Annotated in this window: 11 protein-coding genes and 1 riboswitch; of the genes, 1 reads left to right on the top strand and 10 read right to left on the bottom strand. The window is 41.2% G+C overall.

All coding sequences use genetic code 11. The features are described 5' to 3' along the window. Positions 1–69: 69 nt before the first annotated feature. From AAGS61_RS18130 to AAGS61_RS18095, 8 genes are all read right to left on the bottom strand, one after another. Positions 70–555, bottom strand: a complete 486-nt coding sequence (locus tag AAGS61_RS18130; RefSeq protein ID WP_391375296.1) for a GNAT family N-acetyltransferase — start codon at positions 553–555, stop codon at positions 70–72. A 193-nt stretch (positions 556–748) separates the two neighbouring features. After that, entirely contained in the window at positions 749–4,174 is a 3,426-nt protein-coding gene (metH, locus tag AAGS61_RS18125) for a methionine synthase (RefSeq protein ID WP_391375170.1), read from the bottom strand. Beyond that, positions 4,167–6,011 (bottom strand): bifunctional homocysteine S-methyltransferase/methylenetetrahydrofolate reductase, encoded by a 1,845-nt coding sequence (locus AAGS61_RS18120; RefSeq protein ID WP_391375167.1) that lies wholly within the window; start codon positions 6,009–6,011, stop codon positions 4,167–4,169. Before AAGS61_RS18120 ends, metH begins: the two co-directional genes overlap by 8 nt. A gap of 103 nt (positions 6,012–6,114) precedes the next feature. After that, a riboswitch (SAM riboswitch) is annotated at positions 6,115–6,213 on the bottom strand. A 97-nt stretch (positions 6,214–6,310) separates the two neighbouring features. Next, positions 6,311–7,693, bottom strand: a complete 1,383-nt coding sequence (gene hemG, locus AAGS61_RS18115) for a protoporphyrinogen oxidase (protein WP_391375164.1) — start codon at positions 7,691–7,693, stop codon at positions 6,311–6,313. Positions 7,694–7,812: 119 nt separating this feature from the next. Next, positions 7,813–9,105: a protoglobin domain-containing protein gene (locus AAGS61_RS18110; RefSeq protein WP_391375161.1), complete on the bottom strand. Its 1,293-nt coding sequence runs from the start codon at positions 9,103–9,105 to the stop codon at positions 7,813–7,815. 269 nt (positions 9,106–9,374) lie between these two features. Next, the gene (locus tag AAGS61_RS18105; RefSeq protein WP_391375158.1) at positions 9,375–9,857 is read right to left on the bottom strand and encodes a hypothetical protein; all 483 of its coding nucleotides are present in this window, start codon (positions 9,855–9,857) and stop codon (positions 9,375–9,377) included. Between the two features lie 127 nt (positions 9,858–9,984). Continuing rightward, positions 9,985–10,827 (bottom strand): tetratricopeptide repeat protein, encoded by an 843-nt coding sequence (locus AAGS61_RS18100; RefSeq protein ID WP_391375155.1) that lies wholly within the window; start codon positions 10,825–10,827, stop codon positions 9,985–9,987. Continuing rightward, a complete protein-coding gene (locus AAGS61_RS18095) occupies positions 10,827–11,714 on the bottom strand; it encodes a LysR family transcriptional regulator (RefSeq protein ID WP_391375153.1) in 888 nt (295 codons plus the stop codon). Before AAGS61_RS18095 ends, AAGS61_RS18100 begins: the two co-directional genes overlap by 1 nt. Positions 11,715–12,565: 851 nt before the next feature. Here AAGS61_RS18095 and AAGS61_RS18090 point away from each other — a divergent pair. Continuing rightward, the gene (locus AAGS61_RS18090; RefSeq protein ID WP_391375150.1) at positions 12,566–13,312 is read left to right on the top strand and encodes an alpha/beta hydrolase; all 747 of its coding nucleotides are present in this window, start codon (positions 12,566–12,568) and stop codon (positions 13,310–13,312) included. Between the two features lie 115 nt (positions 13,313–13,427). Here the strand turns inward: AAGS61_RS18090 and AAGS61_RS18085 are convergent, their stop codons facing one another. Further along, positions 13,428–14,780, bottom strand: a complete 1,353-nt coding sequence (locus AAGS61_RS18085; RefSeq protein WP_391375147.1) for an S-layer homology domain-containing protein — start codon at positions 14,778–14,780, stop codon at positions 13,428–13,430. A 109-nt stretch (positions 14,781–14,889) separates the two neighbouring features. Beyond that, the gene (locus AAGS61_RS18080) at positions 14,890–16,179 is read right to left on the bottom strand and encodes a LysM peptidoglycan-binding domain-containing protein (RefSeq protein WP_391375144.1); all 1,290 of its coding nucleotides are present in this window, start codon (positions 16,177–16,179) and stop codon (positions 14,890–14,892) included. Positions 16,180–16,261 lie beyond the last annotated feature (82 nt).

Here is a 16,261-nt window from a genome sequence, read left to right as displayed (position 1 = left end):
ATTTCCGTTTTCATTCTATGTTTATCATATCATCGGAAATAAAAGGAAGCACACATTTTTCTATTTTTTTCACAATTTTAACTGCATTAAGCATAAATCCAACCATTTACCAAACTTGTAGCCCACCTCTTTCAACGTGCCAACATGTGTAAATCCAAACTTTTCATGCATGCGAATACTACCTTCATTGTCCGCATCGATACAGGCAATCATCGTGCGGTAGTTATCTGCTTTCGCTTGTTCAATTAAACGGTGCATTAATTGTTTAGCGATACCCATTCGTTGAAAATCTTCATGAACATAGATGGAATGTTCAATTGTATATTGATAAGCTGCTTGCGGACGGAATTTTCCATATGTGGCATAGCCTGCAACACGCCCGTCTACTTCATAAACAAGCACTGGCTCACCCGCTTGCACTTTCGCTTCAAACCATGCAAGCCGCGCCTCCAACGTTTGTTCCTCGTATAAGTAAATCGCCGTACTATGTACAATATTGTAATTAAAAATTGCTAAAATTTGCGCTACATCTTCTCTTGTTGCGTTACGAATCATCATGTTTCTCTCCTTATATTTCACTTAGTTGTGTAAGCATATAACATTTATCTAAAAAAGTGCTCTTGCGACGAGGATGGTGGTATCGTGATGCGACCACCACAGGAGCAATATTTCTTAGTAAATAGTGCTCAAGAAGTGAAAGGGTGTCCAGAAAATATTCATTTTCTGGACACCCCCTCTAATCATTTCATTATACATTAAAATATCGTGCATCTGGATGGGCGAAGACGATGGCAGATACGCTCGCTTCTGGTTCCATCATAAAGCCTTCTGTTAAGTGGACACCGATATCTTCTGGTTTTAATACTTTAAATAATTTTTCTTGGTCTTCTAAGTTTGGACATGCCGGGTAACCGAAGCTGAAACGTTGCCCTTGATATTTCGCTGCAAAACGATCGCGCATTGTGAAATCCACGTGGTCCGGGAAGCCCCATTGGTCACGAATTTCTTGGTGAATACGTTCTGCAAAGCCTTCCGCTAACTCTAATGCTGTCGCTTGTAGCGCATGACTTTCTAGGAATTTCCCCGCCTCTTTCAACTCACGTGCAGCCGCTGATACGCCGTGCCCTGCTGTGACGACCATTAAAGCAATATAGTCCATCTCGCCCGATTCTTTCGTTTTTAGGAAGTCCGCTAAACATAGGAACGGTGCTTTAGATTGGCGTGGGAATGTAAAGCGTTCGATTTCCGTGACGCCGTCTTCCGCATAAACAACAACATCATCCCCGTCTGCTTGTGCTTTAAAGAATTGATACATTCCTGATGGCTTTAATGTTTCGTCGTTTAAGTAACTATCGACAAGCTCTTTTAATTGAACCGCACGCTCTTCGCCTTCCGCAATCGCCTTTTCAACATTTGCCTTAAAGCCAAGATGATGCCCGATTAATGTACGCATATTCACATACGGATATAAATGTGATACCGCATAATCACGCTTTACGTGACGTACTAAATCTTTCGGTGTAAATACAGGTGCATCCGCGATTGTGCGCACTGGTTTTTCTGCCACTGCCACTGGACGCTCTGCTCGCTTACTATCGGCTTCCGCCCGTTTTTCAATCGATGCTCTTAGCTCCTGTTCTAGCTTTGGACGCTCTTGCGGATTCATTAAACGATTCGCCACATCTAAACCTTCCATCGCATCTTTCGAATAAATGACAGGACCATCATAGTTTGGCGCAATTTTTGTTTCCGTAAAGCGACGTGAAAGCGCCGCACCACCGACCATAATCGGTACATCAATCCCCGCTTCTTTAAAGTCTTGCGCTGTTAACACCATTTGCTGCGCAGATTTTACAAGCAAGCCGGATAATCCGACAAAGTCTGGTTCCTCACGACGAATGGCTTCAATGAGTTCGGCAGGCGTCACTTTAATGCCTAAGTCCACTACTTTAAAGCCGTTGTTCGATAAAATGATATCCACTAAGTTTTTGCCGATATCATGTACGTCCCCTTTAACTGTCGCTAGGACCATTTTCCCTTTGCTTGCGGATTCATCGTTTTTCTCCATAAATTGCTCCAGATGTGCAACAGCCGCTTTCATCACCCCTGCTGATTGCAATACTTCGGCAACGATAAGTTGGTTCGTATTAAATAAGCGCCCGACTTCCGCCATTCCGTCCATTAAAGGTCCATTAATAATATCAAGCGGTGTATCAAACAACTCCAGTGCTTGATTTAAATCATCAATTAACCCTTCTTTTGTACCTTCTAAAATATAGTAAGCTAAACGACCTTCCACTGTTTCAGGTAGGCTCGCTGCTGTTTTTTCCTTCTTCTTATCACGATAAAAGTCTGTAAAGGCAGCTAATGTTTCATCATTAGTACGGAAGATTAAATCATTCGCTAGCTTGATTTCATCTTCTGGAATCGATGCATAACGCTCTAGCTTTTCTGTATTCACGATGGCATAGTCTAATCCCGCTTGTGTACAGTGGTATAAATACACCGCATTTAATACTTCACGACCAACTGGCGGTAAACCAAATGAAATATTACTTACACCTAGCACCGTTAATACGCCCGGTAGCTGCTCCTTAATGAGACGAATTCCTTCGATTGTCTCTTCCGCAGCACCGATATATTGTTCATCCCCTGTACCGACTGGGAACATTAATGGGTCAAAAATAATATCCTCTGGTGAAATGCCCCACTTTTGTGTCAATAAATCATGTGAACGTTTCGCTACCTCTAACTTTTTCTCCCGTGTTACGGCCATACCGATCTCATCAATTGTACCGACAACGACCGAAGCCCCGTACTTTTTAACAAGTGGCATCACGGCATCAAAACGTTCTTCGCCATCTTCTAAGTTAATCGAGTTAATAATCGCTTTCCCTTGGCAGAATTTGAGCGCCTCTTCCATGACTTTTTCATCTGTTGAGTCAATCACGATCGGTACTTTTACCTTTTTGACAACTTCCGGCATGAAGTTTTTCATATCCTCTGCTTCATCACGGTCTGGGTTCGCTAAACAAATATCGACTACATGTGCTCCGTTTTTCACTTGTGCACGGGCAATTTCTGCTGCTTCCTCGAATTTGCCATCAATGATTAATTGCTTAAATTTACGTGAGCCAATTACGTTTGTACGTTCCCCAATAAATAACGGGCGCATCGAATCATCATATTGTAATGGCTCAATGCCTGAGACAGCATGACCATGCGTCTTTTCAGGTAGCTGACGCGGGACATACCCTTCGACTGCCTCGCGAATCGCAGCAATATGTGCTGGTGTCGTACCACAGCAACCACCTACAATATTGAGCCAGCCTTTTTCCGCAAAGCCGCGTAGCTTTTTCGATAACGAATCTGGCGTTTCATGATAGCACCCTTCCTCGTCTGGAAGCCCTGCATTCGGATAACAGCTGACATAACTTGTCGCTAAATCTGATAAGGAACGAATATGATCCGTCATAAATTCTGGACCTGTCGCACAGTTTAAACCAACTGATAATGGCTTAATATGCTCAATCGAAATGTAAAACGCCTCAATCGACTGACCCGCAAGCGTTGTCCCCATTGGCTCAATCGTGCCAGAAATCATCACGGGTAGCTCGACACCAAGCTCATCAAACGCGCGCTGCATCGCAATCGTTGCCGCTTTTACGTTCAACATATCCTGACTCGTCTCCAGTAAAATTAAATCAGATCCTGCTTGGACAAGTGCTCGCGCCTGCTGATAAAAGTTTTCTTCTAGCTCTTCAAATGTAATCCCGCCTGTAACCGATAAGGTTTTCGTCGTTGGTCCCATTGCCCCCGCCACAAAACGTGGCCACTCTGGTGTGGAAAACTCCGCTACCGCTTCCTTCGCTAATTCGACCGCACGTGTATTAATTTCATCCGCTTTATCGCCTAAATCATATTCATTTAATACAAGTGGTGTCGCACCAAATGTATTTGTACAAATAATATCTGAACCGGCTTCTAAATAAGCACGGTGAATCTTTTTTAACACATCCGGACGTGTAATGACTAAGTTTTCATTACAGCCATCTAATTCTTCGCCGCCAAAATCTTCCGGTGTTAAGTTTTCATTTTGTAGCATCGTCCCCATCGCACCATCAATAATGAGGATTCGCTTTTCTAGTTGTTCATAAATCGGGTGGTTACGCATTTACTTGTACTCCTTCTCTTTTTGCATCTAGCTCTTTGACATAATCCAACAATTGAAGTGTCATATCGTATCGTAAAAATGGTGTAATTAAATAAATACCATTGAAATATTGACATGCTGTATCTAATAGTTCTTTTGCGATGGCTACACCTTCTGCCGTCGCCTTTTCTTTATCTTCACCGCACGCTTCCATACGCGCTAGAACGTCGTCTGATAACTTAATGCCCGGCACTTCATGATGTAAAAATTCTGCACTTCTAAAGCTTGTCACTGGCATAATGCCAATATAAATGGGTGCCTCTAAATGCTTCGTCGCCTCATAAGTTTCAATTATTTTTTCCTTTGAATACACGGGTTGCGAAATAAAGTAATCACAGCCATGCTCCAGCTTTTTCTCCAAGCGGTCTACAGCACGTGCTACGACACGCACATTCGGATTAAAGGCACCCGCAACCGAGAAGTTGGCTTTTTTACGAAGTGGCTTCCCTGAAAATGAAATCCCTTCATTTAACTGTTTAATGAGTGACATTAGCTCCATCGATGACACATCATATACACTTGTTGCTCCTGGGAAATCCCCTACCTTTGTCGGGTCGCCCGTAATGACTAAAAGATCATGTAGCTGCAGTGCATCAAGCCCCATTAAATGCGACTGTAAGCCAATTAAGTTACGATCACGGCACGTTAAATGCGGAAGAACACGTACCCCTTCATTTTGCAAAATAGCCGACATCGCGATGTTACTAATACGGGGTGAAGCGAGTGAGTTATCCGCCATCATAATAACATCTGCTCCGTTTTCATAAAGCGCTTTTGCCCCTTTCATAAACCCTTCGATTTCAAGGTGACGTGGTGTATCTAGCTCTACAATCACAGAACGTTCACGTTTTGCTTTCATATGAAGCGGTTCATACTGACGTGGCTCTGGTGAACGAACAAATTCAACTGTCCCAGGCTTTTTCGCTTTTTCTGTAATTGGCTGGCTATTGGCTAAACGTTTTTTCGTTGCCTCGATATGCTTTGGCGTTGTGCCACAACAACCACCGATTAAACGTACCCCTTGCTTCACTAGCTCTTCTGCTGCCCGTGCGAAATAATCGGCCTCTGATTCATACACGACACGGCCATCTTCAACATCTAGTAGCGAGGCATTTGGATAAGCAGACAAATAAGCTCTTTCCGGTAAATTCACCTTTTCAAATGCTTGAATCGTATGGAATGGTCCTAAGCGACAATTACTACCAACAATATCTGCGCCTAGTGCTTCAAGCTGACTCAGTGCATCCCCAAGTGCAATGCCCCCCTGTAAAATACCTGGTTCATGCATCGATACTTGGGCAATAATCGGCAAATCTGTTAATGCACGAACTGTCTGCACAACGGCTTGGATTTCTTCATAATCATAAAATGTCTCTAGTAAAATGCCATCGATCCCACCAGCGAGTAACACCTTGGCCTGCTCTTCAATGGCCGTCACAATTTCGGCTAACGTCGCATCACTTTTACGAATGCCACGAATACCACCAATTGTTCCGAGTACAAAGACGGCTTTACCTTCAGCTGCTTTTTTAGCGATTGCCACCGCTGCTTCATTAAACTCTTGCACACGACCTTCATAGCCATAACGTGCTAATTTAATGGCATTAGCGCCGTACGTATTCGTTTGAATAATATCTGCGCCTGCTTCAATGTATTGCTCATGAATTTTCTCTACTATTTCTGGTCTTGTGACATTCATTTCCTCATGGCAATAATCTAACCCATATGAATAAAGCAGTGTCCCAATCGCACCATCTGCCGTTAATACACGCGTCTGTAAAGCTTCAAGTAACCCCATCTATGCCCCTCTTTTCTCTATACTGAATTGCACAATTTTTCAGTTATTTTTCCATAAAATAAAAAGCCTTCTTTGTATAAGAAGGCTATAAAATCGTCATTCCTTCTCATCTTTACGGCATTTGCCGACTGGATTTAGCACCTGACTACTGTTGGTTGCTGAAGCTTCACTGGGCCAGTCCCTCCGCTTCTCTCGATAAGAAAATATATGAATTTTGTCAATAATTAAAAGAATCATAACGTTATATGCAACGAACGTCAAGACGTTTTGCGATAGTAAACGTTTTCATGCATTATTTCTTATAGAATCGCGACAATCTGCTCGGCTGTATGCTTCCCATTTTGAATGCACGCACCAATCCCCACACCAAAATAAGAACAACCCGCAAGTAGTACATTTGGGTAGCGCTGCGCTAAATCTGACACGACAACCGATAAGGCGTCATGATGTGCTAAGTCATAGCGTGGCATTTGATCGATCCACTTTGTTACCTTGACAACAGTTGGCTCATCCTGAATACCGAGACTAAGTGCAATATCCTTCCGTGCTACCGCTACAAGTTCCTCATCGGTCATTGCTGCGAGTTCTGCATAGCGTGGATTTACATTTTTATAAAATAGGCGTACGAGCAAATTCCCGTCAGCCGATGTATGCTTCCATTTACGGCTCGTCCAAGTAGAAGCATCACATACTAAATCGCTATTATGTGAGACGATAAAGCCTGTTCCGTCCGCTGGTAATACGCTATCTGGTACATCAAAACCGACATACAGTGTAATGGCCGAAGCGGTTGTGAATTTATTTAAGCTCACTTGCAACCCTTCATCCTTCAGCACTTCACGTACCGTTTCGTTCGGCACAGCTAATACCACAATATCGGCTACAATCGTTTCGTCTCCTACGACCATTTCATATTGATCGCCCATTTTTGTTACGCTATGCACTTCTGCCTTTTTCATAAATGTTACGTCAGGTAAACTTTCTTCTAACCGATCGATGATGGCCGATAGCCCATTGCGGAATGAAATGAATTTTTTATTGGCCGCCTTTTCAAACTGCTCACGGTTTGCTTCAAAGCCTTTCATAATACTGCCGTACTCATTTTTATAGTCGACTAAATACGGTAATGTCGAAGCAAGGGAAAGTTGATATAAGTCCCCTGAATACACACCGGCAAGTACAGGAGCAATTTGCTTCCGTACAATTTCCTCTCCTAAGAAGTGTTCAAGAAACGCCCCAATCGAGCTTTCCTTCGTAAACGTTGTATTTGGCATCGTTGCATCTTGTAACACACGCTGCTTCGCTTCATCCGAAATCAACGTACTTGCTTGTAAGGACTCGATACTCATTGGAATGCCGAACGTAGAACCTGCAGGAATTGCGTGCAGTTCATTATTTGTATGAATATAGGAAATGCCTGTCTCATTGTAGACAAGCTCTGATTCAAACCCTAACTCACGAACCAACTCCAACACACCTGGATGACGCGCAACAATCGAATCGGCGCCTGTTTCCATAATGAAGCCGTCCTCGTGCGTAGAATGAATTTTACCACCTAAGTATTCATTGCGCTCAATCAAAACTAACTTCGCTTCTATGTTCTTTTCTTTCATTTGGCGTTTCACATAATGCATCGTGCATAACCCTGTAATGCCGCCTCCAACAACTACTATCGTCTTCATATTGACCTCTCCTATACGGTAGAAATATCCTACATACAGTATAAACCTTTTTAAGAGCAAATAACGGCGCTTTGTATTACAAAATAAAGAAAAGTATTCCCCAAATAGCGGAGAATACTTTATTCGTTCAATTCTTGTGAAATACAAACTAGTTTATCTGCCGAGTTCGTAACTGCATCAAAAGCAATTGAAAGTTGACTAATGACACTGCAAAGGTCTTGAATTTTTCGCTCAATTAAACCATTTTGGGTTTTCGTTTCACTCATGGAACATAAAATATGCGCAAATTTTTGCTCTGTTTGTCGCATGTCTTCTTCACCAAATTGAACGTCTTGCTGAATTCGTGCTAGAGAACGCTCCAATTTTTCCGTCCGTTCATTTGTATCGTTCAATAAATTCCCTACTGTATCAATAGAAGATTTCGTTTGCTCTGCCAGTTTTCGCACTTCATTGGCCACGACAGCAAATCCTTTGCCAGCCTCGCCTGCACGCGCCGCTTCAATCGAGGCATTCAGCGCTAACAGATTCGTCTGATTAGCGATATTTGTAACAATCGCCATGATGTTTTCCATTTGCTTTGTCATATCCGTTAAACGATGCACATCACGTGCTACTTCATCGACAGAAGAAGCAATCGTCATCATATTCGCGGATTGAGCATGCATTTGGTCTTTCCCTTCAATGGCTTGCCGTTCTGTTGCACATGAAATTTCATTTGTGCGCTTTGCATAGGCTACGAGTTCTTCTGTTTGCACATTTAACTGTTGATAGGAGGCATTCGTTTGTTGCGCAATGTCCGCTAAACTTTCTGCTGATTCCACAATCGCATGACCTACTGCTGCTTTTTGGTTATTTACCGCATTTTTCGATTCTTCTACGTACGCTTCAAATGCTTCTAATACAAGCTGTTGCTCCAAATTCAAGATTTTTGAAACAGCTAATAACGTTTGAAACTGATCTTCCGTATGCGGGATATATTGTTTTATATATTCCATAAAAGAAAGATTCAACGTTTGAAAAGCTGCAATATAACTTTGTGTCGGTAAGCCGATATGCACATGTACACGTGCAATACGCTCACGCTTGTGGAAAAACGATTCATCGATGACACCACAAAACATTTCATATATGTGCTTTTTCAACGTTATTTTTAACCGTTCAACTGTACTATGATCATCAATAATTTTAATGAGACCAGGATTCATTCCGAGCACATCATAAAAACGATTCACAATTTCATTAATATTTTTTTCAACATACGGTTGAAAGGCACATAAATATTTTAAATCCACGTCCGTTAAATTTAACATAGTTAGCTGTTGTTTTAGTTTTGGATGTTTGTCTATTTGAATTTTTACTTGAAATAAATCGATGTTGATGCGTTCTTGATGTAATGTCTTTTTAAAAAACATTGAATCACGCTTCTTTCACTTTTTTAAATTACCCCTTTTAAAGATTACTATGTTTATGCGCTGATACAAGCGGAAATTTTATTTATACTCCAAATTAAGGAATTAGTCTCCCATCAATTTGTCCTATATAAATCTACAGAAAGAACTATTATTCATTTTTAATTTCCAAAAAGTGCTATATAAATACTTTAGACCTATACCTAACGACATAAACAATACTGTATATGCGACACAAATAGACGAAAGAACAAAAATTGGCACCTTAAATCTTAAGGTGCCAATTTCTCTATCCATTGCTGTATCTCAACTTCTAAAGTAGCTACACGTTTTTCAAAATAAGCGATTCGATCGTCTGCTCGATTCATGACCGTACTATTTTGCACGAGCATATCAATCACATCCTGTGTAAATAATCGCAATGTGCGTAAACCAGCCTCTAACTTCCGTACTTCCTTTCCATAAGTCAACAGCGTACTATACGCCGTTTCTCCGCTTTTTAGTTCTTTTCGATTATGGAAGATGATTTCATCTAGCTTGCGAAACCGATTATTTTGAGCATCTTGAATTTCTACTACTTTTTCTGTATATTTCTTTGCCCCAATCAAATCCATACCGACATCTTTATACGATTCAAATCGCTTCATCATTGCCCTTAACTCTGCTACATCTTGTTGTTGTTCCTGTAAAATCCCACGTAATGCGCTAATATGCTCTATATGATGGATAGTCGTTTCTGAGGATGCATTTGCCATTACAACATCACCTCTTTGCTATAATTTCATACTTATCATTCTACCTGAAAAGTTTTTTTATGTGTTATATGAGACGCTTCTTTATCCATTCAACCTGAGTCTTTGTTGCACTGCTTTGTCTATTCTCCTACCATTCCTGACATCCTTCTTCTAGTTGGTCTTGGGCTGCTTCGTGCCATTTAGTCGCCTCTTCGACACTAACTGGTACACACTCGCCTGTTTCGTACATATACGCTAAGTTTACCTTTGCTTGGTAATCCCCGAGTAGTGCTGCCTGCTTATAATAGGCGATTGCCTTAGTGCCGTCTTGTGTAACAGCGATTCCCTTTTCATATAAATACCCTAAATTATAAATGGCATCAATATGAAACTGCTCGGCTGCCGCTTCAAACCATGTCAACGCTTGTTGTCCGTCTTGCGCTTTTCCAAGTAAACCGTCTAAATAAATACAGCCCATGCGGTACTGTGCATCATCATAGCCTGCTGTTGCTGATTTCTCATAATAATAATAGGCGCGTTCTTCATCTACTTGTGTACCAAGCCCTTGCTCATGCATGATACCTAATGTAAACATCGCTTCTACTATGCCTTTTTCTGCTGCATACGTAAACCAGTAAAATGCTTGTTCTTCGTTCACCTCAACGGATTCACCATTGAAATACATATCCGCTAAATTATTTGCCGCATCGGCATGACCTTGCGTTGCGGCACACGTATACAGCTCAAACGCCCTCTGCTCATTGACTTGTACCCCATGGCCTGCGTAATAGCAGTTCGCTAATTCATATTGTGCAGGTGCATAGTGCTGATTCGCAGCCTTTGTCAGCCAAGAAACCGCTTCTTTCGCCCATTCTTTCTCTTTCAGCACCATCGCCACAGCATACATTGATGGCACATCTTCTGCTAATGCCTTTAAAAACGTTTCATATAATTCCTTGCCAGCTAATTGAAATATTGATTGCTCATCCATTACGATTCTCCTCTAAAGTACTCAATTAAAAACTCTTTAAATTCATTCGCTGCCGGTGACAAATAACGTCCTTTTGCCCAAGCAAGTCCAATTTTCCGTACACAACTCGGATAACTGACCGAAATTTTCTTAATGTTGTAATTCTCAAGCCCTTTAATATTCGGAATAATGGATACACCTAACCCGGCTCCTACAAATCCAGCCAATGTGTGCATTTCCTCCCCCGAAAACGTCGTCTTTGCCACAACTCCGGCTTCTTTTAAGCGCTTATCAATAAATTGGCGAAGGGAGTTTCCTCTTTTAATAGAAATGAAAGGCTCATCTTTAATTTCGTGCAATGCAATCCTATCTTTACTCGCTAGTGGATGCCCAGCAGGAACGATGACATACAATTCCTCACTCCATAATTCCACCCACTCAATGTCAATCAACTTCGACTCAATTTCTTGCGATAAGCACAAATCAATTGCGCCTTCTTCCAGACGCTTCAATAAATTCAATGACGTTGCTTGTGTTAATGAAAATTCCATATTCGGGTATACGTCCGCTACAACAGCCATTAACTCTGGCACAACTTCCATTCCTAGTGTATGAATAAAACCAAAAGCTACTTCACCATGTCCTGGTTTTGTAATATCGCCAAATTCCTGCATTACTTTTGCATATTCCGCTAAAATAACTTCCACGCTTTCTAAAAACAATTCGCCGTAACGATTTAAATAAATCGAACGCCCTTGCCGATCAAACAGCGGCACACCAAGTTCTTGTTCTATATTTGAAATCGATTTACTTAGTGCAGGCTGTGAAATACTTAGCTTCTCGGCAGCACGTGTCATATGCTGTAACTGCGCCACTGTTTTAAAATATTGCAACTGCTGAATCTCCATAAAGGGCTCCTTTTATTTATAACTTAGAATGAGCAACTCCTGAAACATATATTACCATTGTGTTAACCGTTGATTTCCGCTCCATTCGGCTCGCTTTCCACGGGCATGGCTTCAGCCTCCTCGGTGCTCCTGTCGCTACGCTTTCGTCGCAAATAAATTTCCTGCGGGGTCTTCAGGCCAACACGATGTTGGTCACGAAGGCGTTGTCACAGGACGTGACGGTTTTAGCCTTCGTTCCTTTATTGCTATTCCCGTAGGAGTCTCGCCGATTCCGCTGCAATCAACTGGCAAGTCATTTTTGATCACTTTTTGCTAAAAAACACGCTTCTATAAAGGAAATATTTTGTTAATCAATACATCTAGCTAAAAATAAAAAAGATACTCATTCATGACGGTAGAGGTTGGATAATTACAATTGCAAATAAAAAGAAAATGAATTCTTTTAGATAAGAGAACTATTTTTCTAGCACATCGAGAAGCATTGACTTTTGCCGTAGCGCGCCATAGCCACAGGAGCCGTAACAGGAGATCCAAACAGGCCACGCCTGTTTTAGCTCCTGTGTAGGCTGTGGCAAAGCGCGGAGGCTATGATACATACCTTTCACTATTTAAATGGTGTTTTTAGGGTGCATTTTTGCTCATTAAGAATGATAACTAAATGTTATTGAAATAATAGAAATAATAAATTGTACTTATGTATTTATACTACTATAATAGCAATAAAGAAATGAATTCATATCAAATTTTTTTAAAAATTACAACCATTTTTTCTGAATTTTCGATTGATTGTCACATTTCCTTACATCAAACAAACACATTTTATCACGTATTTAAAAGGAGTCTGTATTAAAATGAAAATCATTCCACCGAAACCATTTACATTTGAGGCTGGTAAGCGCGCCGTACTACTATTACATGGCTTTACTGGCAATACAAACGATGTAAAGCGTCTTGGTCGATATTTAACAGATCGCAACTATACAGTACATGCACCACTTTATAAAGGGCATGGCGTCGATCCAAAAACATTAATTCAAACAAACCCAACTGAATGGTGGGATAGCGTAATTGAAGGTTACGATACTTTACGTAACTTAGGCTATGAAGAAATTGCCGTTGCCGGTGTATCACTTGGTGGTATTTTCTCATTAAAACTTGGTGTTGAACGTCCAACAAAAGCCATTGTCACAATGTCTGCACCAGCAATCGCTAAAAGTCCTGAAAGCTTACAACAGCGCATCGTAGAGTATGCTATTAATTACAAAAAGCTAGCAGGTACTTATAACCCAACCGAAGATCAACCAGAACGCGTTGCGGATTTAGTTCGAATGCCTTCACTTGACTATTTACAAGGAATGATTAATGATACGAGTAGCAAATTAGATACTATCCAAATACCGGTGCATATTTTACGCGGTTTACAAGATGATGACTACTATTGTGAAAGTGCAGATTTGATTTACAGCTCTGTCAAATCACGTATTAAATCGGTTAAAACATTTATCAATTCTGGTCACATTTTAACATTAGGTCAAGAACGCGATTTAGTATTTGAAGAAGTTTATCGCTTCTTTGAAGGTTTAAAATGGAAGGAATAAGTATATAACTTCATTATCCCCAGCAGAATACCCCTTCTGCTATATATATTGAGCGGATTTCTATCCGTGAAAAGAAGCGACGAGGAAGATTCCCCATCTTTCCTCGCCGCTTATTTTAATCTTCTAACACAACTGTTTCGTAGAAGTTCACCATGATTTTTGCTGCTTGCGCGCGTGTTAAATAACCGGTCGGATTAAATTTCCCTGTGTTCCCTACACCCGTCGCAATGTCAAAATCATATAAGAACGTAATCGCCTGTTTGTATTCATCGTTATATGTCTCAATATCTGTAAATGGCGCTACTTGTGTTGGCTCATATTGTTCCCCTGTGATATGAATATATGCTCGGTGCATCATCATCGCAACCTCAGCACGTGTAATTTTTTCACTCGGCTTAAATAATGGCTCTACTCCTTTGACAATTCCTGCTTCATATGCTGCCGCTACTTCCGCTTGTGTCTCGATTGCATATGTTGTCATGTCTTTAAATGGCGCTGCAATTGTCGCTTCTAGTTGTAACCCACGAGCTAAAATTGATGTAATTTGCACACGTGTTAACGAATCATTCGGCTTAAATGCACCATCGCTATACCCTTTCATTAAGCCGTATTTCGCTACATCCACCGCATAAGGATATGCCCAATTATCTTGTGGAATATCCGTAAAATCAGGTAATACTTCTGGTAGCGGCATTAGCCTAATATATTCAAGTACCGGCTCGGCAAATTGTTCCGCCACTGCCTCATATCCTGCCTCGCTTAAATGGATATTTTGTGGATTCGGTAAATACGCTTTAACATTCGATGCTACCACATCTGCCACTTTGACAAAATACATGTCGTTTACTTCGGCTACTTGCTGAATCGCTGTATCCATCATCATCACAAGTAGGTTTAATTGCTTCGTCGCATCTTCTACATACGGGAATGGATTATAATACCCCATCACAAATACATCTGCTGTCGGATTTAATTGGCCAATCCGCTTTAAAATCGCGTCATAATTAGCCACTACTCGCTCAATGGCTTGCGTCACTTGTTGTACATCAAATTGCATTTCGCCGGCTTCATTACGTGTTAAATTTTTTAACACATCATTTGCACCAATACTAATCGTAATTACATCCGCTTTTTTCACTTCATCTAACAGCGATACTTGCTCGGCTGTTTCAGAAGAAGGTTTGACCACATCTGATTTTAGCTCTTTTAACACATCATCTGTCGTATAACGAGGAAAAGCAAATCCTTTATTATACGATGCCAGTAAGTTTTCTTCCTCTAACATTTGTGCTAAATAATCCGCATACCCTTGTCCAATTTCACCTGTTTCAATTATCCCTGCTGCAAGTGAGTCACCCAATGCCACATAATGTGCTGGCTCCCCTTTATTGCCCGTCATAGCTGCTGCTGGACTCACTACTAGTTGAAATGTTAATAGTAAGATTGCTACCCATTTTACTACGCGCAAACTAACGCCTCCTTTTATAAGATTACTAATCTAGTATTATATAAAAGCATAAATTTTTCCTGCATGAATAAAAAATAAAGGCTAACTCATTCGGTCAGCCTTTTCATTTTTAAACCTTCTTGATAGTAAAATACTCCTCAAGCAGTAGCCAATTTTGTGGGAATGATAAGCCGAGCTTCCAGTAACCAATCCCGCGCAGTTTGAACTCTTTTAAAAGCAGAAATTTTGCCTGGATTGATCGAGCATCTTCAAACCAGACGATATGCTCTTTTCCTTCATCATCTACATATTCAATAAACGGCGCCTGGGCTGTCGTATCATATTGAATACTTGCATTATAGCGGACCGCAAGTTGAATCGCGGCTTGTGGGCTAACGGCGCGTGCATAAGCCCCTCCTGGCACAAATGGCAATGTCCAATCATAGCCGTATAAATTTTGGCCCATAATAATTTTATTTGGTGGCATTTCCGTCACGGCATAATTTAATACACGCTCTACTTCTTTAATAGGTGATACAGGGAGCGGCGGACCAGCCGAATAACCCCATTCATACGTCATGAGCATCACAAAATCGACTATTTGCCCAACTGCTTTGTAATCATGCGCAACAAACCATTCACCTGGTTGGTCTGCACGTGTTTTCGGTGCTAGTGCAACACACACAACAAGGTTTACCTCATGCAGGCGCTCGACTGCCCGTTGTAAAAATTGATTATACGCCGTTTTTTGATCGCCTGGTATATGCTCCAAATCAAACATGACAGCCTTTACCCCACCTAGCTGCTCTGCATATGAAATAATGTTTTCTAACATTAACTCTTGAACAGCGATACTTTGTAAAATATCACGCATTAATTCCCCACTAAACTGTCCTGCCTCTAAATTGGTCACGACTAACATCACAGCAGCACCTGTCGTTTCCACAATATTTTCTATTCCGTTGCTCGGTGGTGTACGAAGACTGCCATCTCGCTTTGCTTCTAAGCTAAATAAACTTAAATACGTGAGATTTCTGCTGGCATCCATTGCTTGTTGGAGTAATAGCGCACTGATTTCATCGCCACGTGGTTCTAAAAATGCGAGTGCCTCTATTTCTGTTTTAGGACGTGGTGGAATATATAATTGTATGCCAATCGCTAAAGGCGCATTTACATTAAGCCGATTAATTTGCGCTAACGTATTGACTTCTAAGCCGAAACGTTGCGCAATGCGATATAGACTATCTCCCGGTTGCACCCAATAAAAGCTGCCATATATCGGTATGACAAGTGCCTGTCCCACAACAAGTTGATTCGGATTCCGCAATTCATTTGCCTGTGCAATCGCCTGGGCTGTCGTACGATATGCCTGAGCGATACCATAGAGTGACTGCCCCGGTTGTACAACATGAATTTGCATACACTTCCCCCTCTTCGACTACCATATGCCATCCTGAACATGTACATTCCATGTTCTTGGATTTTAAATCACAAAAACCCTC

Source organism: Lysinibacillus sp. KU-BSD001 (assembly GCF_042920265.1).
Taxonomy (GTDB): Bacteria; Bacillota; Bacilli; order Bacillales_A; family Planococcaceae; genus Lysinibacillus_B.
The sequence above is the reverse complement of the archived record's forward strand: the minus strand, read 5'-3'. Positions and strand labels throughout refer to the sequence as shown.